The organism is Cytobacillus stercorigallinarum (assembly GCF_014836495.1).
Classification (GTDB): Bacteria; Bacillota; Bacilli; order Bacillales; family Cytobacillaceae; genus Cytobacillus; species Cytobacillus stercorigallinarum.
This window is the reverse complement of sequence record NZ_JACSQT010000004.1, coordinates 1-22960: the sequence shown is the minus strand read 5'-3', so window position 1 is coordinate 22960 and position 22960 is coordinate 1. Positions and strand designations below refer to the sequence as shown.

24 protein-coding genes and 10 tRNA genes are annotated in these 22960 nt (G+C 37.2%); 32 read left to right on the top strand and 2 right to left on the bottom strand.

Annotation, left to right across the window (positions count from 1 at the left end; all coding sequences use genetic code 11):
* Window positions 1–518 precede the first annotated feature (518 nt).
* The 7 genes from H9655_RS10030 to H9655_RS10000 all read left to right on the top strand — a co-directional run bounded on the left by H9655_RS10030 (window position 519) and on the right by H9655_RS10000 (window position 8719).
* Entirely contained in the window at window positions 519–1595 is a 1077-nt protein-coding gene (locus H9655_RS10030) for a D-alanine--D-alanine ligase (protein WP_191813520.1), read from the top strand.
* Between the two features lie 96 nt (window positions 1596–1691).
* Complete coding sequence (locus tag H9655_RS10025; RefSeq protein WP_191813518.1) at window positions 1692–3065, top strand: UDP-N-acetylmuramoyl-tripeptide--D-alanyl-D-alanine ligase; 1374 nt, start codon at window positions 1692–1694, stop codon at window positions 3063–3065.
* Window positions 3066–3275: 210 nt separating this feature from the next.
* Window positions 3276–3962 (top strand): alpha/beta hydrolase, encoded by a 687-nt coding sequence (locus H9655_RS10020; protein WP_191813516.1) that lies wholly within the window; start codon window positions 3276–3278, stop codon window positions 3960–3962.
* Window positions 3963–4360: 398 nt separating this feature from the next.
* The gene (locus tag H9655_RS10015; RefSeq protein WP_225230554.1) at window positions 4361–5842 is read left to right on the top strand and encodes a DEAD/DEAH box helicase; all 1482 of its coding nucleotides are present in this window, start codon (window positions 4361–4363) and stop codon (window positions 5840–5842) included.
* 383 nt (window positions 5843–6225) lie between these two features.
* Entirely contained in the window at window positions 6226–6645 is a 420-nt protein-coding gene (gene fosM, locus H9655_RS10010) for a FosM family fosfomycin resistance protein (protein ID WP_191813514.1), read from the top strand.
* A 165-nt stretch (window positions 6646–6810) separates the two neighbouring features.
* Window positions 6811–7290: a PH domain-containing protein gene (locus H9655_RS10005; protein ID WP_191813512.1), complete on the top strand. Its 480-nt coding sequence runs from the start codon at window positions 6811–6813 to the stop codon at window positions 7288–7290.
* Complete coding sequence (locus tag H9655_RS10000) at window positions 7283–8719, top strand: PH domain-containing protein (protein WP_191813510.1); 1437 nt, start codon at window positions 7283–7285, stop codon at window positions 8717–8719. Before H9655_RS10005 ends, H9655_RS10000 begins: the two co-directional genes overlap by 8 nt.
* A gap of 54 nt (window positions 8720–8773) precedes the next feature.
* Here the strand turns inward: H9655_RS10000 and H9655_RS09995 are convergent, their stop codons facing one another.
* Entirely contained in the window at window positions 8774–9499 is a 726-nt protein-coding gene (locus H9655_RS09995; protein WP_191813508.1) for a rhomboid family intramembrane serine protease, read from the bottom strand.
* A 91-nt stretch (window positions 9500–9590) separates the two neighbouring features.
* Between H9655_RS09995 and acpS the strand changes: the two genes are divergently transcribed.
* The 14 genes from acpS to H9655_RS09925 all read left to right on the top strand — a co-directional run bounded on the left by acpS (window position 9591) and on the right by H9655_RS09925 (window position 20982).
* Window positions 9591–9953, top strand: coding sequence for a holo-ACP synthase (gene acpS, locus H9655_RS09990; protein ID WP_191813506.1), 363 nt, complete (start codon window positions 9591–9593; stop codon window positions 9951–9953).
* 201 nt (window positions 9954–10154) lie between these two features.
* A complete protein-coding gene (locus H9655_RS09985; protein WP_191813504.1) occupies window positions 10155–11174 on the top strand; it encodes a LolA family protein in 1020 nt (339 codons plus the stop codon).
* Between the two features lie 278 nt (window positions 11175–11452).
* A complete protein-coding gene (gene alr / locus H9655_RS09980; protein ID WP_191813502.1) occupies window positions 11453–12601 on the top strand; it encodes an alanine racemase in 1149 nt (382 codons plus the stop codon).
* Window positions 12602–12818: 217 nt separating this feature from the next.
* Window positions 12819–13100 carry a CopG family ribbon-helix-helix protein gene (locus tag H9655_RS09975; protein WP_095373546.1) on the top strand — a complete coding sequence of 94 codons (282 nt, stop codon included), beginning with the start codon at window positions 12819–12821 and terminating at the stop codon, window positions 13098–13100.
* Window positions 13101–13104: 4 nt separating this feature from the next.
* Window positions 13105–13455: a type II toxin-antitoxin system PemK/MazF family toxin gene (locus H9655_RS09970; RefSeq protein WP_095370824.1), complete on the top strand. Its 351-nt coding sequence runs from the start codon at window positions 13105–13107 to the stop codon at window positions 13453–13455.
* 374 nt (window positions 13456–13829) lie between these two features.
* Complete coding sequence (locus H9655_RS09965; protein WP_191813500.1) at window positions 13830–14648, top strand: STAS domain-containing protein; 819 nt, start codon at window positions 13830–13832, stop codon at window positions 14646–14648.
* 4 nt (window positions 14649–14652) lie between these two features.
* Entirely contained in the window at window positions 14653–15009 is a 357-nt protein-coding gene (locus tag H9655_RS09960; RefSeq protein WP_191813499.1) for an STAS domain-containing protein, read from the top strand.
* Between the two features lie 4 nt (window positions 15010–15013).
* On the top strand, window positions 15014–15415 hold the full coding sequence (locus H9655_RS09955) for an anti-sigma regulatory factor (protein WP_095370822.1): 402 nt from the start codon (window positions 15014–15016) through the stop codon (window positions 15413–15415).
* 12 nt (window positions 15416–15427) lie between these two features.
* On the top strand, window positions 15428–16447 hold the full coding sequence (locus H9655_RS09950; protein ID WP_191813497.1) for a PP2C family protein-serine/threonine phosphatase: 1020 nt from the start codon (window positions 15428–15430) through the stop codon (window positions 16445–16447).
* A 52-nt stretch (window positions 16448–16499) separates the two neighbouring features.
* Entirely contained in the window at window positions 16500–16832 is a 333-nt protein-coding gene (locus H9655_RS09945) for an anti-sigma factor antagonist (RefSeq protein ID WP_191813495.1), read from the top strand.
* Window positions 16829–17302, top strand: coding sequence for an anti-sigma B factor RsbW (rsbW, locus tag H9655_RS09940; protein ID WP_191813493.1), 474 nt, complete (start codon window positions 16829–16831; stop codon window positions 17300–17302). The genes H9655_RS09945 and rsbW overlap by 4 nt, the downstream gene beginning before the upstream one ends.
* Entirely contained in the window at window positions 17280–18074 is a 795-nt protein-coding gene (sigB, locus tag H9655_RS09935) for an RNA polymerase sigma factor SigB (protein WP_191813491.1), read from the top strand. Before rsbW ends, sigB begins: the two co-directional genes overlap by 23 nt.
* Window positions 18071–18664, top strand: a complete 594-nt coding sequence (locus H9655_RS09930; RefSeq protein WP_225230552.1) for a PP2C family serine/threonine-protein phosphatase — start codon at window positions 18071–18073, stop codon at window positions 18662–18664. Before sigB ends, H9655_RS09930 begins: the two co-directional genes overlap by 4 nt.
* A 152-nt stretch (window positions 18665–18816) precedes the next feature.
* Window positions 18817–20982 (top strand): Tex family protein, encoded by a 2166-nt coding sequence (locus H9655_RS09925; protein ID WP_191813488.1) that lies wholly within the window; start codon window positions 18817–18819, stop codon window positions 20980–20982.
* A gap of 71 nt (window positions 20983–21053) precedes the next feature.
* On the opposite strand, the gene cmpA is transcribed toward H9655_RS09925, so the two are convergent.
* Complete coding sequence (gene cmpA / locus H9655_RS09920; protein WP_095370816.1) at window positions 21054–21173, bottom strand: cortex morphogenetic protein CmpA; 120 nt, start codon at window positions 21171–21173, stop codon at window positions 21054–21056.
* A gap of 116 nt (window positions 21174–21289) precedes the next feature.
* On the opposite strand from cmpA, the gene H9655_RS09915 reads away from it, so the two are divergent.
* The 11 genes from H9655_RS09915 (at window position 21290) to H9655_RS09865 (ending at window position 22804) form a co-directional block, all read left to right on the top strand.
* Window positions 21290–21745, top strand: a complete 456-nt coding sequence (locus tag H9655_RS09915) for a SprT family protein (RefSeq protein ID WP_191813486.1) — start codon at window positions 21290–21292, stop codon at window positions 21743–21745.
* A 90-nt stretch (window positions 21746–21835) separates the two neighbouring features.
* Window positions 21836–21910: transfer RNA gene (locus H9655_RS09910), tRNA-Asn, on the top strand.
* A gap of 4 nt (window positions 21911–21914) precedes the next feature.
* Window positions 21915–22005 (top strand) — tRNA-Ser (locus tag H9655_RS09905).
* A gap of 37 nt (window positions 22006–22042) precedes the next feature.
* Window positions 22043–22114: transfer RNA gene (locus tag H9655_RS09900), tRNA-Glu, on the top strand.
* 15 nt (window positions 22115–22129) lie between these two features.
* A tRNA-Asp gene (locus tag H9655_RS09895) sits at window positions 22130–22206 on the top strand.
* A gap of 13 nt (window positions 22207–22219) precedes the next feature.
* Window positions 22220–22294: transfer RNA gene (locus H9655_RS09890), tRNA-Gln, on the top strand.
* A 7-nt stretch (window positions 22295–22301) separates the two neighbouring features.
* Window positions 22302–22374: transfer RNA gene (locus tag H9655_RS09885), tRNA-Lys, on the top strand.
* A 15-nt stretch (window positions 22375–22389) separates the two neighbouring features.
* Window positions 22390–22473: transfer RNA gene (locus tag H9655_RS09880), tRNA-Leu, on the top strand.
* A gap of 69 nt (window positions 22474–22542) precedes the next feature.
* Window positions 22543–22619: transfer RNA gene (locus H9655_RS09875), tRNA-Arg, on the top strand.
* A 9-nt stretch (window positions 22620–22628) separates the two neighbouring features.
* Window positions 22629–22702, top strand: a tRNA-Pro gene (locus H9655_RS09870).
* 28 nt (window positions 22703–22730) lie between these two features.
* A tRNA-Gly gene (locus H9655_RS09865) sits at window positions 22731–22804 on the top strand.
* The last annotated feature ends 156 nt before the right edge of the window (window positions 22805–22960 follow it).

Sequence of the window (22960 nt, the reverse complement as noted above, 5' to 3'; positions counted from 1 at the left end):
TGCTATGATAAATCTTGCCATTTATTTTAGCTAGTATAAAATATATAAATAAGGTAAAATAGGCTGGCAATCATTTGCGCCTATTTAGTGAATGATGCCTAAGAGCGTTATAAAGAAGTTTATACATTATATATAGATAATGATTACAGATATTAATCTTTTTGTAATAGAAAACTAGAGCTTTTGTAACATAATGTTAACAGAGAAGTAAGTGAAAAAAAGTATAATAGTGGTATATCAATAGGGGGATACTTTTTGGGATAATGGGAATTAGGTCTTTATATCCAGAAATGAGTTCATATCAGTGCCATTAATAATCGATATGAGGACAATCTCCAATGACGAGATAACTTTTTAAAGAGATAAATGGCTATTTTTTAATTGAAGTAAGCTCCTTTTTCCATCGTTATACATACATATACTTTTATAGGCATTTATCTTAGTGAAACATTTACTCTCTTATTTTATAAAGTGGTAAAATAAATATAAGTTACTTGTTAAAATTGGAGGTTTTATTGATGACAATCAAGATCGGACTTTTGTACGGTGGGAAATCTGCTGAACATCATGTTTCTATGCAGACAGCGCTTGCGGTGATTAAAGCATTAAACACAAATAAATTTGATATTTACCCTATTTATATTTCCGAAGAAGGTCAATGGATTAAGGGGCAACAAATTACTGGGCCTGTTGAGACAGTGAAAGAATTATCTTTTTCAGAAGGCCAACAGCTTTCACCATTAGCGTTAGCACCAACTCTTTTCGAGTCAGAAGAAAGTCGACCTTTTGATGTGATTTTTCCATTATTGCATGGTCCAAATGGAGAAGATGGAACGGTTCAAGGAATGCTTGAGCTTCTGAATTTACCGTATGTTGGAAATGGTGTCCTTTCTTCTTCAGCAGGAATGGATAAAGTTATTATGAAAAATATCTTTGCTCAAGCTGGATTAACTCAGGTCAATTATGTTTGGTTCCTTCGAGGGGAATGGGAAGCTGCGGAAGAGGATGCTTATCGTCAAGTAGAAGATACGATCGGATACCCGTGCTTTGTAAAGCCTGCAAATTTAGGCTCAAGTGTAGGAATTAGCAAATGTACGAATCGTAGTGAGCTTCATGAGGCATTCGTTGAAGCATTTAAATACGACCGTAAAATTATTATCGAACAAGGTGTAGATGCAAGAGAGATTGAACTAGGTGTAGTAGGAAATGATCACCCCGAGTGCTCTGTTGCCGGTGAAATTATTCCGAAAGATAAAAATTTCTACGATTATACAGCAAAATATGAAGATGGGAATACAATCTTAATGATTCCTGCTGATGTCACAAATGCTGAATATAGTGAATTAGAAACGATGGCAATTAAAGCCTTTAAAGCATTAGATTGTTCGGGACTTGTTCGAGCGGATTTCTTCTTAACAAAAGAAGGAAAAGTCTATATAAATGAAGTGAATACAATGCCAGGCTTTACACCATACAGTATGTTCCCATTACTTTGGAAGCATTCAGGTGTAGAATATCCAGCCCTTATTGAGCGTCTTGTTAACTTAGCAATTGAAAGACATCAAGAAAAACAAAAAATTAAGCACACAAAGTAATTGTAGGCGGGACAGTGAAGCTGTAACGGATACAGTTACATAGAAAGATAGGCTTTGCACCCCATAGTGCACCTGTCAAAAAGGAGGCAGGAAAAGTTGATTAAGAGAACCTTGAATGATTTAGCAGAAATGATTCAAATAGAGAATGATCTTTCACCATATGGTAACAAAGAAATTCAAGGTGTAAGTATAAATTCTCGTGAGATTACTCCAGGACAACTATTTATCCCCTTTAAAGGAGAGCGAACAGATGGGCATCGGTACGTGTCGGATGCTATAGAAAAAGGAGCTGCTGCTGCTTTTTGGCAAGAGGATGTACCAAATCCACCGACTCACTTACCCATTATCATCGTTAAAGATACGTTAACTGCATTACAAGAGCTTGCAAGAGCCTATCGTAATCAGCTAAGTATTAAAGTGGTAGGGATTACTGGTAGTAATGGTAAAACGACAACAAAAGATATGATGGCGAATCTTTTAGCAGTGAAATATAAAGTCCAAAAAACAGAAGGCAATTATAATAATCATATTGGTCTTCCGCTTACCATTTTAGCGTTAGAAGAAACAACAGAAGTAGCTGTATTAGAGATGGGTATGAGTGCGAAAGGAGAAATTGACTTTCTAACTAGACTCGCACGCCCTGATGCAACGATTATTACAAATATCGGCGAATCACATCTACAAGATTTAGGTTCAAGAGAAGGAATTGCTGAAGCAAAGCTTGAGATTATAAATGGCTTAAAGCCAGATGGATTGATGGTATACATGGGGGATGAACCCCTTTTAAGGAATTACTTTGATTCATATGAAGGGCAAGCTACGGTTAAGACTTTTGGAAGAACCGAACAAAATGATCTATATCCTGTGAATATCCAACAATTAGACAACGGCAGTAAGTTTCAGGTCAATGCGAGCGAGATAGAATTCACTTTACCTATTTTAGGTATGCATAATGTCTTAAATGCTCTATCAGCTATGATTGTTGCACAACATTTTAATGTGTCATTTGCGGAAATGGAAGCAGGATTAGTGAAAGTGAGACTGACAAATATGAGGATGGAAATACTACAAGGTCAAAATGGCGAGAAAATAATTAATGATGCATACAATGCGAGCCCTACTTCAACGCAAGCTTCAATAGAATTATTAGCGAATTTGCCAGGATATAAGAAGAAAATACTTATTCTTGGTGATATGTTGGAATTGGGGGCAGATGAGGAGAGATTTCATGAAGAAATTGGGCTATCCATCTGTGCGGAAAACATCGATGCCGTCTTTACCTATGGTCGATTAGGACATTTTATTGCAAAAGGAGCAAAGGCAGTATTGTCTGAAGACCGTGTATTTGCTTTTGATGAAAAGGCGCCATTAATTGAAGAACTAAAAAAACATGTCAATGATGAAACCATTGTACTCGTTAAGGCTTCTAGAGGAATGAAGTTAGAAGAAGTCGTTGAGGGATTACAATAATACTATACTAAAATTCAAAAAACCTTATTGTTTCACATGGAACATAAGGTTTTTTCTATCCATTGAATTATATTATAATAATGAACTCTTTTTCGCATTGTAAGGATTTAATTTAACTTATTGAGGGTACAAATAAATAGATGTTTTCTTATGTTAAATTTGAAAAGCTGGTAAGAAGCCTGATAAATTTTCCATTGGCGGTGTAAAAAGATGATTGGATGTTTATGCATACATGGATTTACAGGTGCGCCTTATGAAGTCGCCCCATTGGCGAATTATATAAAGGAACATACAGATTGGGAAATAGTTGTTCCTACATTACCTGGTCATGGTGAAAGGCAGTCCTTAAAGGGGATTGTTTTTCAAAAATGGATCAATCATGCAGAGGAAGAATTAAAAAACTTACTAGAAAAATGTGAAGTAGTTTATATTATTGGATTCTCCATGGGAGGCATGATTGCTAGTGAATTAGCGGTAAAATATCCGGTAGCGAAACTGGTTTTACTAAGTGCAGCTGCCTACTATTTGAATCCAAGACAAATTTTCCTTGATATTAAAGGGCTATTAAGAGAAAGTCTCCAAGGGACAAGAATAACGCAAAATCCATTATTTATACATTACAAACAAAAGATCAGCTCCACTCCGATTGCTGCAGCGAGGCAGTTCCAAAAGTTAGTAGCGACGGTTCGTCCGCATTTAAAAGAAGTGAAGGTGCCAACTTTCATCGCTCAAGGAGAAGATGATGGTATCGTTCCTGTTCGCAGTGCGGATTATCTTTACAAACACATCACCTCAGAACAGAAACACAAAATGATTATTAAGCGGTCAAAACATCTAATTTGTCATTGTGATGAAAGTGAGAAACTGTTTAAAGAAGTGCTTCAATTTCTTTCATAACATCTGATTATTTTTACTCTCCTGTCATACTATGTCCTGCTAAAGCATTGCAAATCATGCGTTGAGATGGTAATATATACAACAAAGTGTCAACAGGAACTCCATTGAAACCCGGACATACTCCATTGGTAGGAGAATGTCTTTTTTCATTACATGTCTGAATAAACATTTCTATTTGTAATTGTTCGTTAGATTTAGGATGCGGAAGTCATCATACATTTATATTTTATACAAATAAGCATAGCACAATTAATGCATTGGTAATAAATTCTCCCTCATCCTCCTCTATAGTGGGTTTCTCTTAAATCGTTGTCATCATAACAACTTTCATTGGGGAAATTTCCTGCCTACTTGATGAAATAAAATATTTTTCAAAGAACAGAAGGAGATTGAATACATTGACTAAGTTTCAAGATTTGGGTATTAGCCCTGAAACAATGAAGTCTCTTAAAAGAATGGGGTTTGAAGAGGCAACTCCGATTCAAGCAGAGACGATTCCTTTAAGCTTACAGAATAAGGACTTAATTGGACAAGCACAAACAGGTACAGGTAAAACAGCCGCTTTCGGTATTCCTATGATTGACCATATTGACTATAATGAAGGTTTTATTCAAGGTTTAGTCATCGCACCGACTAGAGAATTAGCCATTCAAGTGTCAGAGGAATTATACAAATTAGGTTTTGGGAAAAGAACGAGAGTGTTATCGATTTATGGTGGTCAAGATATTAATCGCCAAATACGTGCTTTAAAAAATCGCCCTCATATTATTGTCGGTACACCTGGAAGAATTCTTGATCATATTAATCGAAAAACAATTAAACTTGATCATGTTAAAAAAGTAATTTTAGATGAAGCAGATGAAATGTTAAATATGGGCTTTATTGATGATATTGAAAAAATCTTATCAAGTGTCCCAGAAGAGAAGCATACTCTACTCTTCTCTGCGACGATGCCACCAGCCATTCAACGTATTGCTGAACGGTTTATGAAAGAGCCACAAATCGTTCGAGTGAAAGCGAAGGAAATGACTGTACCACTCATCGAGCAATATTATATTGAAGTACAAGAGAAAACTAAATTTGATGTGTTAACAAGACTACTTGATATTCAATCACCTGAACTTGCAATTGTTTTCGGACGTACGAAAAGAAGGGTGGATGAACTTTCTGAAGCCTTAAGTTTAAGAGGTTACAATGCAGAAGGAATACATGGCGACTTGAGCCAGGCTAAACGTATGTCTGTCCTTCGTAAATTTAAAGAAAGATCGATTGATGTCCTTGTCGCAACAGATGTAGCAGCTCGTGGATTAGATATTTCTGGTGTTACACATGTATATAACTTTGATATACCACAAGATCCAGAAAGTTATGTTCACCGTATTGGTCGAACAGGTCGTGCGGGTAAAGAAGGAATGGCCATGACATTTATTAACCCGCGTGAGAAATCATACTTACGTATCGTTGAAAAAACAACGAAAAAGAAAATGGAAAGAATGGCTGCTCCGACGTTAGATCAAGCACTAGAGGGGCAACAGAAAGCTGTTGCTGAAAAAGTTGAGCAAATCATTGAGGAAAATCATCTTCAATATTATCAACAATCTGCACAACAATTACTTGAACAACATGACGCAACAACGGTTGTTCAAGCATTGTTGAAGCTCATGATCAAAGAACCGGACACGACTCCAGTAAAATTAACGGAAGAAAAACCTTTACCAGCTAAACGAGACAGAAGATCAACCGATAGAAATAAACGTCCTAGAGGTGGATATAGCCCGAAAGGAAGACAAAGTAATTCCTATCGCTCCCGTGATGGTAAACCTTCAGGTAAAAGGAATTATCAAGGAAATAAGAAAACAAATGCAAATAGCTATAGATAACATTTAGGGAGAACCGAGCATTGAAATGAGATGCTCGGTTCTTTGTGTTATTAAGTAGAATCTCCTAAAAACTAAGAACTCAAAGTATGAGGAGAATAAAAAAGGAAATGAAAATGCCTACATATAAGAAGGTTCAAAATCTAAACGTTAAGCTATTCATTCATTTTTATTAGGAGTTCAAAGTAAATACGGCTTGCACTCCCGCTGACTTTTGTCCATAAACATGACTTGCGAAAAAACAACCTGCCAACCCCACTCATAAGAGCGCAAGTCATGAACATGAATCTCCACATATATTTTTAACTATAGTATTTGCTCCTGCTTCAGTATAATGAATAGGATGCATATAAATTTATTGAAAACAAGATGAGGTGAGTGCCAGTATGATTAAAGGTTTGAACCATATGTTATTTTCTGTTTCTGATTTAGATCGTTCTATTGCTTTTTATGAAAAGGTATTTGCAGCTAAATTGCTTGTAAAGGGGAGAACGACAGCTTATTTTGATTGTCAAGGCATGTGGATAGCCCTTAATGAAGAAAGAGATATACCTCGTAATGAAATTACCGAATCTTATACTCATATTGCGTTTTCTATTGATGAAGATGATTTTGAAAGTTGTTATCAACGATTACAAGACTTAAAAGTGAATATCTTATCTGGTCGCATAAGGGACGAAAAAGATAAGCGTTCAATATATTTTACTGATCCAGATGGACATAAATTTGAGTTTCATACGGGGACATTACAAGATCGATTAGCTTACTACCGACAAGATAAAGATCATATGACATTTTATAAGTAAATAAATTAGGTAGGTAACTTCACTCCGATTGAAACCTTTTCCTTAGACTATCGTATAGAAATAATAAATAAGAATGAAAAAAATATCCAAGTTTTTACTGAGACATAGTGTGGCTTTCATGTATACTATAGTTGATGAAAAAGGAATTTTAGGGGGTTTACATATATGTTATCAAAGCCGCAAAAGCGTATTTCTAAACGGGGTCTGACTGTTTGGAAAATATCTGGTGCACTACATTCCCTTATCCCATTTGTATTGGCAATTGGCGCTATCGTTTTAACATTTATTTTTGATTGGCAGATGTGGATAATTGGTGTTGCATTAATTATATTTGCTCTTTATGCCTATTTAGCGATTAAAGTTTTTCCCACTGTGAGGTGGAAAAGATGGCGTTATGAAGTGAGAGAGAATGAAATAGAACTACAGCATGGAATATTTATCATCAAACGTACACTCGTCCCAATGATCAGGGTGCAGCATGTAGATACTCACCAAGGACCAATTCTACGAAAATATAAACTAGCTACTGTGACGGTTTCAACTGCGGCAACTGTCCATGAGATACCTGCTTTAGATTTAGAAGAAGCAGAAGAACTGCGGTTTTTTATATCTAACTTAGCAAGGGTGGCTGTAGATGATGTCTGAGCCGAGAAGACTTCATTTTATTGCAGCCGTATCAAATGTACTGAAAACATTAAAGGACTCCATTATTCCGATTTTAATTATTGTCGTATTTGGTAATAGCGAAGGAAAGATTCAGCTTTTTATTACGTTAGGTATTATCGCTCTTATACTTGTATCTGGTATCCTTACTTGGCTCCGTTTTACTTATAGGATAGAAGAGGGAGAATTACGAATCGAATCAGGGTTAATTATTCGTAAAAAAAGATATATACCCTTCGAACGCATTCAAAGTCTTGATTTATCTGAAGGTATTTTACAGAGACCTTTTGGTTTAGTGAAAATGACCATTGAAACAGCTGGTTCAGGAATAGAGGCAGAAGCGATATTGACTGCCATATCTAAAAATGAGGCGCAGCAAATTCAAGAGATTCTATCGCAATCTAAAAAGGCACATATAGAGTTAGATGAGCAAATCGAAACAGAACAAAAAGAGGAACAAATACTTTATCAAATTAAACCAGGTGAGTTGATTTTACTTTCTTCGACCTCTGGGGGAGTAGGTGTTGTGATATCAGCTGTTTTTGCCTTTTTATCCCAATTTTCTGAAGTGATTCCTTATGAGAAGGTATTTGACGAATTGAGTGTCTTTATTACGGGCGGTGTGATGCTAATCAGTTTAATGGTTTTCCTTGGTTTCGTTCTTGCCTGGCTCATTGCTCTCATTGGATCAGTGTTAAAGTATGCTAATTTTACAGTGAGAAAAGTGGGAGATGAATTAATTATTACACGCGGTTTACTAGAGAAGAAGCAACTAACGATTCCCCTACATCGTATTCAAGCATTAAGGATAAATGAGAATCCAGTTCGCCAAGCGATTGGCTATGCATCTGTTTACATTGAGAGTGCAGGTGGGTCTTTGAAAGATGCGGATAGCTCGAAAGTGATGCTTTTACCTATTATTAAGCGGAACCGGATTCGCGAGAAGATTGAAACTGGACTAAAAGATTACCAATTGACAGATATGTTCGTTCCAGCACCAAAAAGGGCTTTAAGAAGATACATATTCAGAGGGTTGTTTTTCTCTATTCCAGTGGCAGCTATCCTTCTTTATTTATTCCCTGTGTGGGGGTTATTTAGTTTAGTTTTCGTTGGATTGATACTTATTTTATCTTATTATCGTTATAAAGCGGCTGGTTGGACGATTTTAGAAAATCAACTCGTTCTTCGTTCACGATTTATTTCTAAAACAACTGTTTATTTGAGGAAGAATCGAACACAATCAATAACAATGAAAGAAACCTATTTTCAGAAGAAAAATCAGTTAGCTACTATTTCTGCTAAGGCTATGTCTGGTTCTGGTGCGACTGGTGGAGATGTAGTTGACCTAGAAGTAGATGATGTATTATCTATTTACAAATGGTATTCATATACTCCTGAGAATAGTGATTGAAACAGCAAATCCGAACATTTATGTTCGGATTTGCTGTCTGTATGCACGATTTCGTTAACGTGACAAAAGGCCAATAATTGCTAGAAGAATAATGCCCCCAAAGATCAGAATGGTTGATAGAGGAACGCCTTTTAATTTTCTAGCTGAAGACTTCCATTGGCTTGGCGGTCTCGTTGCATGATAGCCATCTTTTAATCTCGTCTTAATCATTGCTGATCCAGTGAGGAAACCTGCTAATAGACCAAATAGATGGGCAATCACATTTACATTCGCTTGCAAGAAGGTCATAATCACACCAATCACTGTGATGGCAAGAATGAGTTGTGTATTTTGCTGTGAAAGTAAATCTCTGCGGTACACAATAATAGCAATAAAGAAACCGAAGATACCATAAATCGCTCCGCTCGCTCCAACGTGAATATATGTTAACGGTTCAAGGATGAGTGTTGCGATATTAGCGCCAATACCAGCTAGGAAGTAAACAAGGAGGAAACGCCCCTTGCCAATTGCTCTCTCAAGTGGTGGTCCAAATAAAACAAGTGAGAAGCAATTAAATAAAAGATGAGCAAATCCGCTATGCATGAAAATAGGTGTAAAAAGTCTCCATATTTCTCCTTGCATAATATAAATATTAATACCTGCAAAATGCGCCATTAACCAATTAGTTGGAAGGATGGGCAAGACAGTAAGTAAATACAATACAATATTAATTGCGATAATAGAAGTAACGATGGGATAGAAGCGAATAAATTCTCTAAAGCTTTCTGTCCTGATAAACAATAATTGACTCCTCCTAAAATGTTCTCATACATTAAATATACTATAGTTTGTTTTATGCAGCATTTATTTTATTTAGAAGAGGGTGATTAGAATGATTAAAGGCATTGGCATCGATATAATTGAATTAAAGAGAGTGAAACAATTAGTAGAAAGAAAAGAACGGTTTGCAGAACGTATTTTAACAACAAACGAAAAACAGAAATATGAGACACTAACGGGGCATAGGAAAATAGAGTTTTTAGCAGGGAGATTTGCTGCGAAAGAAGCCTTTGCTAAAGCGAAAGGAACAGGTATCGGACAATCACTTTCATTTCTAGATATTGAAACAGCTAACCATATGACCGGACAACCGATTATTGTTCGACCGGTTGAAGGCTGTCATGTACACTTATCTATTTCCCATAGTAAAGAGTATGCCGTTGCTCAAGTGATAATTGAAGAAGACTCGTATTAATAGGAAAGAAAGGTTAGTTGTTTATAGCTACTATTCCTTCAAACCAAATAAACCCTAGACTCCAAAAAAATATTCTTAATCGATGAGAACGTCTGGAATAATCTTTGAGGTTGTCTCATATATTCAATAGTGCAATGGAGGAGACAAGGCCACGGAAGCGTTTGACTGCACTGTTGATTATAAGACAAAGGGGTTGAAGGAATGAAAAAGAAGTTTTTCTGGCTACTCATGGGACTGGCCATAACTGTCACACTAGCTGCATGTGGGACAAAATCCCAGGAGGATGTGACAAAAGATTTAACGAGCAAAATAGAATCATTAAAAAGCTATAAGGCGGAAGCGAAAATGACGCTGCAAACAGGTTCCGAGCCGCAATCCTATGATATAGAAATATGGCATAAGAACCCGGAATTTTATCGTGTGGCACTTAAAAATACTGAAAAAGATCAAAGTCAAATGATCTTAAAGAACAAAGAAGGTGTGTTTGTTCTTACGCCAGCTTTGAATAAAAGTTTTCGTTTCCAAAGTGACTGGCCAAACAATAGTAGTCAAGCGTACCTTTATGAGTCATTGATTGAAGATATTCAAAATGATAAGGAAGCGAAATTTAAAGCAACTGAAGATCATTATGTTTATGAAACAAAAACGAGTTATCAAAACAATCAAATGCTACCTCTACAAGAGATTACCTTAAATAAATCGGATTTATCGCCAGTTAGTGTGAAGGTGATGGATGCAGAAAGAACACCAGTAGTGACGGTAGATTTCTCCAATGTGAAATTTAATGAAGAGCTAGATAATAAAGATTTCGATACGAAGAAAAATATGACAGGTGCACAGCTAGAATTCCCAGTAATGGCTGAAGTGGCAGAGGAAGAAGATTTCACTGTCTTCTATCCAGAATCGCTTCCTGAAGTTGAACTTGTTTCTGAAAAAGAAGTAGAAACAGAAGAAGGTAAACGTGTCGTTCTAACCTATGAAGGTGAAGAAAAATCATTCACAATGATTCAAGAGAAGGCTGTTATTGTTCAAACTTCTGGTGGCGAAGAGGAGATGATGAATGGTGACCCTGTTGACCTTGGCTTCACTGTAGGAGCAGTGTCAGATAATATGGTTTCCTGGACGCAAAATGGCGTGGATTATATGATTGCATCGAATAACTTATCGAAAGAAGAAATGATCCAAATTGCACAGTCTGTACAAGGGGAAGTTGTAAAATAAATATAGTTAAGATAAACCCGAGGTAGATTCCTCGGGTTTCTTTCCGATGGTTGCCGTTTATAGCTTCATAGGGGTTTTTTTGCGAAAATAAACTACATATATCTAGAGTATTTGGTAATACATAGTAACGTCTGCTTGCATGTTTAATATACTTCTTAAATTTGTCCTACGCTGCTTTTCTTGTGGTAGATAGAAGAAGAAAGTTTATCTTTTCTGTTATACGTTAATGTGACATAATCAAAAGATAGAAGGAAAAGTATAAAGGGGAAGTGGACGGTATGAATCAACAGGTCCCATATTTTCGTGATACTTGGGCAGAGATAAATTTGGATTATATCACATATAATGTAGAGTCAATGATTAAGCATATTGGTGAAGAAACAGAATTGTTTGCTGTTGTGAAGGCAAATGCATATGGCCATGGAGATATTGAGGTAGCCAAGACAGCTCTAAAGGCAGGTGCTACTTACTTAGCGGTGGCGACTTTAGATGAGGCATTTGCTCTTAGGAATAAAGGGATTGACGCGCCGATATTAGTGTTAGGACTAACACGACCAGAGGACGCTGGGCTAGCTGAACAAGCAGCAATTACTTTAACGGTTTGCCAAGCCGAGTGGTTGAAGAAAGCTTCATCATTCATCAATAAAGAACTAAAAGTTCATGTAAAGATGGACTCGGGGATGGGCAGATTAGGAATTAAATCAAAAGAAGAATGGAGAATATTTCAATACCAACTACAGCAAGGAAAATTCCATGTTGAAGGAGTTTTCACGCATTTTGCGACAGCAGATGAACTTGAGGCAGCCTATTTTAATGAACAGTTAAGCACTTTTAATGAAATGATAAGCTGGATGGATGAGAAACCAAGATATATTCATGCAAGTAATAGTGCAGCTGGCATGAGGCATCCTGAGGCGAAATTCAATGCCGTAAGATTTGGAATTTCAATGTATGGCCTGTCACCATCTTCCGAAATTAAAAATCATTTACCTTTTACCTTAAAAGAAGCGTTTTCACTTCATACGAAAATTGTTCATGTAAAAAAATTGCTACCGGGCGAGAAGGTGAGTTACGGAGCAACGTACGAAGCGGAAACAGAAGAATTCATTGGTACATTGCCAATCGGTTATGCTGACGGGTGGATTAGAAAGTTAGGCACACAAGAGGTTCTAGTGAATGGAAGAAGAGTAAGGATTGTCGGAAGAATTTGTATGGATCAATGTATGATTCGTATTAGTGAAGAAGATCAAATAGGAGATGTCGTTACGTTAATTGGGAGGCAAAATGATCAAACCATCTCTGTAGATGATATAGCTAACACACTTGAAACAATTAATTACGAAGTAACTTGTCAAATGGGTGCGCGCATACCAAGAATATATATTCAGGATAAAGCAAAAATTTCTGTAAGAAATGGGATTCTTTAATGCATATCAATGCAGATGTTGGTAGATAATAGTTATTAATCATTTGGGAAATTATCACTGAAATTCCTAGGAAGACATTGAAAGAAAATGCAACTGTTTTTATGGATAATTTCTTACTAAATTAAAAATCCCCTTTGCAGCCTAAGAGAATAATGGTAATATGAAAATTGGTAGATATAAAAAATATGGTGTGTAGTGATGGTGGAGGTGTATGTTTGTGTCTGAATCCAGCGCAACAACAGAAATTGTGGTGAAACTGCCGCAACATCTATTAACGGAATTAGATGGTTATGCGAAGCAAGAAAACGTGAACAGAAGTGAGTTTATTTATCAAGCAACGAAAATGTATTTGCGTGAACGAAAGAAAAGACATATTCGTGAGTCCATGAGACGTGGTTACATGGAGATGGCAAAATTAAACTTGACGATAGCATCTGAAGCATTTCAAGCGGAATACGAGGCAGAAAACGCAGTTGAACGTCTTGTAAGCGGAGGCTGATCCTTTGATTGTTAAACGTGGTGACGTTTATTTTGCAGACCTATCCCCAGTTGTTGGCTCAGAACAAGGCGGTGTCCGTCCAGTACTTGTTATACAAAACGACATCGGGAATCGGTTTAGTCCCACAGTAATCATCGCAGCAATTACCGCTCAGATTCAAAAAGCAAAGCTGCCTACTCACGTTGAAATTGATGCGAAGCGATATGCTTTTGAAAGAGATTCAGTAATATTGTTGGAACAAATCCGTACAATTGATAAGCAGAGATTAACCGATAAAATCACCCATCTTGATGACGAAATGATGGATAAGGTGAACGAAGCCTTACAAGTCAGTTTAGGTCTTATAGAATTTTAGAAAACGCTCAAAAGTTGGGGCGTTTTTTTATATGCCGCAAATCTAAAACAAATCCATTGACCGGGCTTATTAATATATGTAATACACTTATTGATACGGGCTTAAACTTTAAATCCTCCTATTTTATATTATTAGATCATTCTGAACAAAAAGAAATAAAAAGAATGAAAGTTTTAGGTTTGATTAAAAGCATAAAAGGGTACACACTTAATTTGGATATATTGTTAAAGACGTTTCAAATAGAAAGCGTTATAATACAAGACAATAGTAGATATTTACTGATTTTTTTACAAACATGTAGATTTTTTTACAATCAATGAAATAAGGAAAAACTAACCAATAGATGTGCTAGTATAGGAGGTAAAGGAAGACAAATGACTTTGAATTATATTCAAAACAATAAAGATAATATTTTTAAAGAATGGTTGGACCGATTGAAGGAGGATTCAGACGAAACAATTACCAATGTCATCCTCGATCAAAATTTCGAAACATATGGAAGAGAGTTAGTGGAGCTCGCTATTTTAAAAATTTCTGGAAAACAGGACGAGTATGAACGTCAATCAGAGAATTTTTCCGATAGAATGGTGAACTTAGGCTGGCCACTACGTTTTGTCGTAAATGCGCTAGATATATTTGGCGATGTTGTATTCGATGAAATGGTCAAAGATAAATATATCCGTCAAGAAAATGAATTGAAAGTGATGCATGATTTGAATCATTGGTTAAAAGCCATGAATAGTGAAATCATTAATGATTACACCGATTCTTGGGAAAGAACGATAGCGAATCAAAAAATTGCTTTGCAGGAACTATCGGCGCCTTTAATTCCTGTATTTGAGGGTATTACAGTTATGCCTTTAATTGGGATGATTGATACAGAACGAGCGAAGCAAATTATGGAAAACCTTCTTCAAGGTGTAGTAAAACATCGTTCAGAAGTTGTCTTGATTGATATTACAGGTGTCCCTGTTGTTGATACAATGGTTGCTCATCATATTATCCAAGCTGCAGATGCAGTCCATTTAGTAGGAGCCAAATGCATGCTTGTAGGTATTCGTTCGGAAATCGCGCAGACGATTGTGAGCCTTGGTATCGACTTAAACCGAATTATTACAAAAAATACAATGAAATCTGGCGTAGAAGCAGCATTGGAAATGACTAAACGTAAAATTGTGCCATTGGAGGGGTGACGTTTTGAGAATTCCGATTTTAAAACTACATGATTGTTTACTCGTTTCAATTCAATGGGAACTAGATGACCACACGGCACTTCAATTCCAAGAAGACTTATTAAAGAAAATACACAATACGAGTGCAAATGGTGTTGTAATCGATTTAACATCTATCGATTTTATTGATTCTTTTATCGCTAAAGTATTAGGTGATGTGATTGAAATGTCCCATTTAATGGGTGCTAAAGTTGTCATTACAGGCATTCAACCAGCAGTAGCAATTACGTTAACTGAATTAGGAATCGGTCTGAATAATGTATTGACCGCCCTTGATTTAGAAAAAGGTTTGGAGAAATTACATCAGGAATTGGGGGAATAGCCGAATGGACAACCAATCCTGCGTTAAAATAATCAATGAATGGGATATCGTCTCAGCGCGTCAGCTAGGTAGGAATGTGGCAAAAGAGCTGGGCTTTGGGACGGTTGACCAAGCAAGAATTACAACAGCAATAAGTGAACTTGCGAGAAACATATTCTTATATGCAGGTCAAGGTCAAATTTGTATAGAAAAGCTCTATGAAAATGGCAAAACGGGACTGAGGTTATTATCGATTGATAGTGGTCCAGGGATTAAAGATTTGCGCCAAGTAATGGAGGATGGATATTCAACATCGGGCGGCCTAGGAGCAGGTCTTCCAGGGGTAAAAAGACTGATGGATGATTTTCAAATAGATTCAAGCCCGGGTGAAGGTACAGATATAAGGGCGATTAAATGGCTCCGTTAGGGGGAACTTGAGATGGATTTCAGACAGAAATTGGAGTCCAAATATAGAGAGATATTAACGAATTATTTAGCTGACCGTTCAGAGCAGGCATTATATCAAGGACAAAAGTTAAGTAGGAATGCAATTGAACGGAACATTCCTCCAGAGGAAATTGTCAGCATCCATAGAAATATTATGGCTGAGATGTTTCCAGAAAAATTTAACGATAAAATGCAGGAGTCTTTTGATATACTGCTTGAAGTGATGGTGGCATATGGTTTTGCTTACCGCGAACACCAAAATTTAAAGCATATTCAACAGGAATTAAGAACCGAAATGGAAATCGCGGCTAATGTGCAGAAAACTTTGCTGGGGACAGAGGTGCCATGTAAAAAAGGCATGGATATTGGAGCAATCAGCGTCCCAGCAAAACATATGAACGGTGATTATTTTAATTTTGTTGAGGATGAAAATAATAGTGTAAGTATCGCAATAGCTGATGTTATTGGGAAAGGGTTACCAGCGGCCCTTTGTATGTCTATGATTAAATATGCTATGGACAGTTTACCAGAAAATCGTAAAACACCCACTTTGGTGTTGGAGAATTTAAATCGTGTTGTGGAACAAAATGTGGATTTAACGATGTTTATTACGATGTTTTATGGCACATACCATATCGATGATCATATCTTTTCCTATGCTTCTGCTGGGCATGAACCAGGCTTATTTTATCACGCGGAAACACAGACATTTTCTGAGTTGCCTGCAAAGGGTTTATTATTAGGCATTGAAAAGAATACCAAATATAGAAAATACGAAAAAGAAGTTATGCCTGGGGATATGATTATTTTGATGTCTGATGGCGTAACTGAATCAAGAACAAAAGAAGGCTTTATTGAACGGGAAGAATTACTAGCCTTAATTGAGAAAAACATACACTTAAAAGCACAAAATATTGTACAAAATGTATATAAGGAACTTGAAAAATTACAAGATTTCCAATTAAGGGATGATTTTACTTTAATTATATTAAGAAGAAATGTTTTAAGCTAAAATTAAAGGGTATATAAGGAGTAACCAGTTATTCCTAAAAGGTGGGCAAAATATGAACATTAATATAGATGTAAATCATAATGAAAATATTACTGAGGTAACTGTAGGTGGAGAGATTGATGTGTACACTGCACCAGAATTAAAGAAAGAACTGATTCCGCTTTCTGAGAAAGATAATGTGGAGATGATTGTTGATCTTTCAGGTGTATCTTATATGGATAGCACCGGCTTAGGTGTTTTTGTAGGACTTTTTAAAAATGTACGTGCGCATGATGGTCAATTTAAAATCATTGGGCTTTCAAGTCGTTTGAAAAGGCTATTCGAAATTACTGGTCTTGCTGATATTATTGATATCAGCACCAAAATGGAAGGTGAAAAAAAATGACCGAGTCGTACGACTACATTGAGATGAAAATCCCATCGAAGCCGGAATACGTCGGTATTATTAGATTAACATTATCTGGTATTGCCAGTAGAATGGGATTTAACTATGACGAAATTGAAGACTTGAAGATTGCAACGAGTGAAGCTTGTACAAATGCTGTGCAGCATGCATACAAAAACAACGAAAATGGTGAAGTGCTTGTAGGATTCGGCCTTTATAAAAATAAACTAGAAGTCATGGTTGCTGATGAAGGTGAGAGCTTGGACTTTCAACAAGCAAGAGACAATGCAGGGCCATATCAAGCAAATGATTCGGTTGAATTTTTACGAGAAGGAGGATTAGGCCTTTACCTAATAGAAACATTAATGGATGAAGTGAAAATTCATCATCAAAAAGGTGTGACAGTCTTCATGACTAAATACCTAGAAGGAGAGCAGGTGGAGAGTGATGCAGAAGCAATCTCAACCTAAACAACGAACAAAAGAAGAGATTAATGATCTTATACAGCAATATCAATTACATCAGGACGAAGATGCACAGGAACAACTTGTTGAACAGTATTACAAATTGGTTGAGTCCATCGCAAGGAAATACTCTAAAGGTAGACCTTATCACGAAGATATTGTTCAAGTAGGTGTGATTGGGTTACTTGGCGCGATTCGCAGATATGATGCCTCTTTTGGCAAAACGTTTGAAGCATTTGCGATTCCGACAATTATCGGTGAGATTAAACGTTTTCTGCGTGATAAGACGTGGAGTGTGCATGTACCGAGACGAATAAAAGAATTAGGCCCAAAGATTAAAGCTACGGCGGAAGAATTAACAACTGCGCTGCAAAGGTCGCCTAAGGTAGAGGAAATTGCTGATGCGCTAGAAGTTACAGAAGAAGAAGTGTTAGAAGCTATGGAGATGGGCAAAAGTTATCAGGCGTTATCAGTTGACCATTCCATTGAAGCCGATTCTGATGGCGGTACGGTTACACTCCTGGATATTGTCGGCAATGTGGATGATGGCTATGAAAAAGTCAACCAAATGCTCGTACTAGAAAAAGTGTTGCACGTTTTATCAGATCGAGAGAAACAAGTGATCCAGTACACATTCCTAGAAAATCTGAGTCAAAAGGAAACAGGAGAAAGACTGGATATTTCCCAAATGCATGTATCAAGGCTGCAAAGAAAAGCCATTAAAAAATTGCAAGAAGCCATCCATGCAGAAAATGAAGGTTCGGAGTATATTCTATGATGAATGATCCACATCAAATGGACGTCATTACCGATCAGCTTGCTAAACGTGGTCAGTCCGTTTGTGGTGATTCCTATTATTATCACACAACTGATGATTATTTTATTTGTGTATTAGCTGATGGGTTAGGCAGTGGAGAATATGCAAATGAAGCTTCATCTGCTGTTGTCAATACCGTTAAAGAAAATCACGATTTAGATATTTCAACCATTATGGATTTAAGTAATCAGTCACTTTTACATAAAAGAGGCGCTGCAGTAGGTGTGATCAAGATTAATTTTAACACGAAAGAATTAGCCTACTGTTGTACTGGAAATATTCGTTTTTTCTTTTATGGAGATACTGAGAAACTCATTTATCCTCTGCCAACAACGGGTTATTTGTCAGGCAAGCGTCAAGCATTTAAGATTCACCGGTTTGATTATACAAAGGGAATTAAATTCTTGATGTTTTCAGATGGATACCCAATTTCTGGTATTAAAAAACTGATGAATAAATATTTATCAATAGAAGCAACTGCGAAGTTAATTAAGGCGCAGAACATGAATCTTATAGACGATGCAACATTTATCATCGGAAGCTTGCAATGATTGTTTCAATCAGCAAGCTTTTTGTTTTGTTCTTTTATGTTCTACATAAAACACGAAGACCCAAGACAGGGCTATAGCCAAAAATGCTTTACCTAAAAAAATTTGGTAGAATAAAGCAATAGTATAGTTTGCACTTAGGAAGGTGAAGAGACATGGATGATAAGAAAGATATTTTTGAACGAATAGCAAAAGAATTTTCATTATCCACAAAACAAATTGATCGAACCATCGCCTTAATTGAAGAGGGAAATACGGTTCCGTTTATTGCGCGTTATCGAAAAGAAATGACCGGTGCGTTAAATGAAGTACAAATCAAAGATATTGTTGAAAGATGGCAATACATACAAAACGTAAAGCAGAGAAAACAAGAAGTGCTTAGGTTAATAGAAGAGCAAGGGAAATTAACTCCGGAATTATCTAATCAAATAGAAAAAGCGGAGAAATTGCAGGAAGTAGAAGATTTATATCGTCCGTATAAACAGAAAAGAAGAACAAAAGCAACGGTAGCGAAGGAAAAAGAGCTAGAACCATTAGCCAATTGGTTATTATCCTATCAAAATGATGATACACCTGAAGAAAAGGCGAAACACTTTCTTAATGAGGAAAAAGGTGTCACAACAGTTGAGGAAGCACTCCAGGGAGCACGAGATATCATTGCAGAAATGGTATCTGATGATGCGCAAAGTAGAAAGTGGATTCGGGAAAAAACATATAAACAAGGAATCATTGAATCAGCTGTAAAGGATGAAAGCATCGACGAAAAACATGTGTATGAGATGTATTATGAATATAGTGAAAGCGTAGGTAAAATCGTTCCTCACCGTATACTAGCATTAAATCGTGGGGAAAAAGAAGGCGTGCTGAAAGTCAGTATTAAGGTGGAACAAGAGCCAATCTTACAGTATTTAAATCGAAAATGGATCACTGTATCAAACCATATCAATGCACCATTTGTGGAAGAGGCGATTGAAGATGGTTATAAACGCTTAATTCAACCATCAATTGAAAGAGAATTAAGGGGTGAACTTACTGAAAAAGGTGAGGAACAAGCGATTAAAATTTTCTCTGAAAATCTTAAGAATCTCCTTTTACAACCACCGCTAAAAGGGAAAGTCGTCCTTGCTGTTGATCCAGCTTATCGTACAGGTTGCAAATTAGCGGTCATTGATGAAACAGGTAAAGTATTAAAGATTGATGTAATCTACCCTCATCCGCCTGTATCTAAATTAGGTGCAGCCAAAGACAAAGTCCTTTCCATGCTCAAAGCATATGAAGTGAAGATGGTGGCCATAGGTAATGGAACGGCATCAAGAGAGACAGAGCAGTTTATTGCTGACTTGCTGAAAGAATTGAATGGAGATATCTATTATTTAATCGTAAATGAAGCGGGGGCTAGTGTCTATTCCGCATCTGATATTGCACGTGAAGAATTTCCTGACTTTCAAGTCGAGGAAAGAAGCGCTGTTTCAATTGGAAGAAGACTACAAGATCCACTTGCCGAATTAGTAAAAATTGATCCTAAATCAGTAGGTGTCGGTCAATACCAACATGATGTCTCGCAAAAAAGGTTAACGGAATCATTAGATTTTGTTGTCGAGACTGCTGTAAACCAAGTTGGAGTCAATGTAAATACAGCTTCCCCTTCATTGTTACAACATGTAGCAGGTTTATCGAAGGCTGTTGCAACGAATATTGTTAAGAAAAGAGAAGAAGAAGGCAAATTTACTAATCGTAAACAATTGAAGAAGATTCCTCGCTTAGGCGCGAAAACGTACGAGCAAGCCATTGGGTTCTTACGAATTGTTGATGGGGAGGAAGCATTAGACAGAACCTCCATTCACCCTGAAACCTATGGGGAAGTAAGTAAGTTGCTTAAGATGTTAAAGATGACTTCGAACGATTTAGGGTCTGCACAATTAATCGAAGCGTTAAGTCAGCTATCAATAAAAGAAACAGCAGAAGAATTAAATATTGGTGAATTAACACTCAAGGATATAATTGATGCATTAATGAAACCTGGTCGAGATCCTAGGGATGAACTACCTGCTCCCCTATTAAAGAAAGAAGTATTAAAGTTAGATGATTTGAAGGAAGGAATGGAACTTCAAGGAACCGTTCGAAATGTTGTTGATTTCGGCGCTTTTGTTGATATTGGTGTTAAGCAAGATGGTCTAGTACACATCTCGAAGCTAAGTAATCGATTTGTGAAACATCCGTTAGATGTCGTATCTGTTGGTGATGTTGTTACTGTATGGGTAGATTCGGTTGACCAACAAAAAGGCAGAGTGGCATTAACCATGCTGCAACAAGGCAAATAAATACGTATAAAAAGCCGTTTTGTTCAACGGCTTTTTATGTGATTAATTGTGGAGTTTTGAGAAGGCGTTTCCTACGTACCAGAACAATGCTTTTTTCTATAAAAGTACCAGCATTGATTCAATAATTTAATTTGATAACGGTCCTTCTCTAAGAAAGCACGTTTCATTTGGTTCTGTAACCAAACCGGCATGGGAATAGCCTCCTTTCTCTCACTTTCCACAGTCCTTTATGCTATGCTAATGTATATCAATTGTATGCGCTGATAGGTTGTCACGTGCTAATTTTATCCTTGCTAGGAGTGAAGAAATGAGTGATAAGGAATTACAAAGGTTAGTTGAAGAAGTATCTTTAAGGTGGTTCAATCAGCCTTTTCGTCATATAGCGAAATTTAATAGTAGATTAAGAACAACCGGTGGACGATATATGTTGACTGATCATCGTATTGAAATTAATCCGACATATTATCAGCATTTAGGAATGGAAGAATTAGTTGGTATTATTAAACATGAACTATGTCATTACCATCTTCATCTGGCTGGTAGAGGTTATCAACATCGAGATAGTGATTTTCGGAGGCTAATGGCTAAAGTGGGTGCACCGCGGCATTGTTCGTCTTTACCACAGAAAGTTTCTTACATTATGTATAAATGTGATCAATGTAATCAAGTCTATAGAAGGAAACGCCGAATCAACACAAACAAGTATAGATGTGGACAATGTATGGGCAAATTAGTGCTAATATCTGCTGATAAAAATAATTAAAATTCATGCTTGACTTTTTATATGGTGGTAATTATAATTTAAAGAGTCGATAAGGAAGTCCTTGTTGACTACATATTCTTTTTAACATATTCCGCAGTAGCTCAGTGGTAGAGCATTCGGCTGTTAACCGAACGGTCGTAGGTTCGAATCCTACCTGCGGAGCCATTTTGGAGAAGTACTCAAGTGGCTGAAGAGGCGCCCCTGCTAAGGGTGTAGGTCGGGCAACTGGCGCGAGGGTTCAAATCCCTCCTTCTCCGCCATTTATATATACATATTTGTTTTTATTTTTTATGTTATGGCCCCTTGGTCAAGCGGTTAAGACACCGCCCTTTCACGGCGGTAACACGGGTTCGAATCCCGTAGGGGTCATCTTTTCAAAGGTTAGGTCCGGTAGTTCAGTTGGTTAGAATGCCTGCCTGTCACGCAGGAGGTCGCGGGTTCGAGTCCCGTCCGGACCGCCATAATTTAGATAAATGGGCTATAGCCAAGCGGTAAGGCAACGGATTTTGATTCCGTCATTCGCAGGTTCGATCCCTGCTAGCCCAGCCATTTTTATGAGCCATTAGCTCAGTTGGTAGAGCATCTGACTTTTAATCAGAGGGTCGAAGGTTCGAGTCCTTCATGGCTCATCTTTAACAATTTATGCGGTCGTGGCGGAATGGCAGACGCGCTAGGTTGAGGGCCTAGTGGGTGAATAACCCGTGGAGGTTCAAGTCCTCTCGGCCGCATCGAAAAAGTTTTAAAAAAATAGTTGACGCATTAAAATTAGTATGATATTATAATAGAGTTGCTTCAAGGCGCCCGTAGCTCAATTGGATAGAGCGTTTGACTACGGATCAAAAGGTTAGGGGTTCGACTCCTCTCGGGCGCGCCATTATAGATACGGGAAGTAGCTCAGCTTGGTAGAGCACTTGGTTTGGGACCAAGGGGTCGCAGGTTCGAATCCTGTCTTCCCGATTATGTGAAACCAACAAAACAAATTAATGCGGGTGTAGTTTAGTGGTAAAACCTCAGCCTTCCAAGCTGATGATGAGGGTTCGATTCCCTTCACCCGCTCCATTACCGAAAAGATTGTTCTTTGAAAACTGAACGAACACAAAACGTCAAGCGTAATTCTAAAAAAGCTGATTTATCAGCAACAAAGCACCATAGGTGCAAACGAGCTAATCAAACACTTTATTGGAGAGTTTGATCCTGGCTCAGGACGAACGCTGG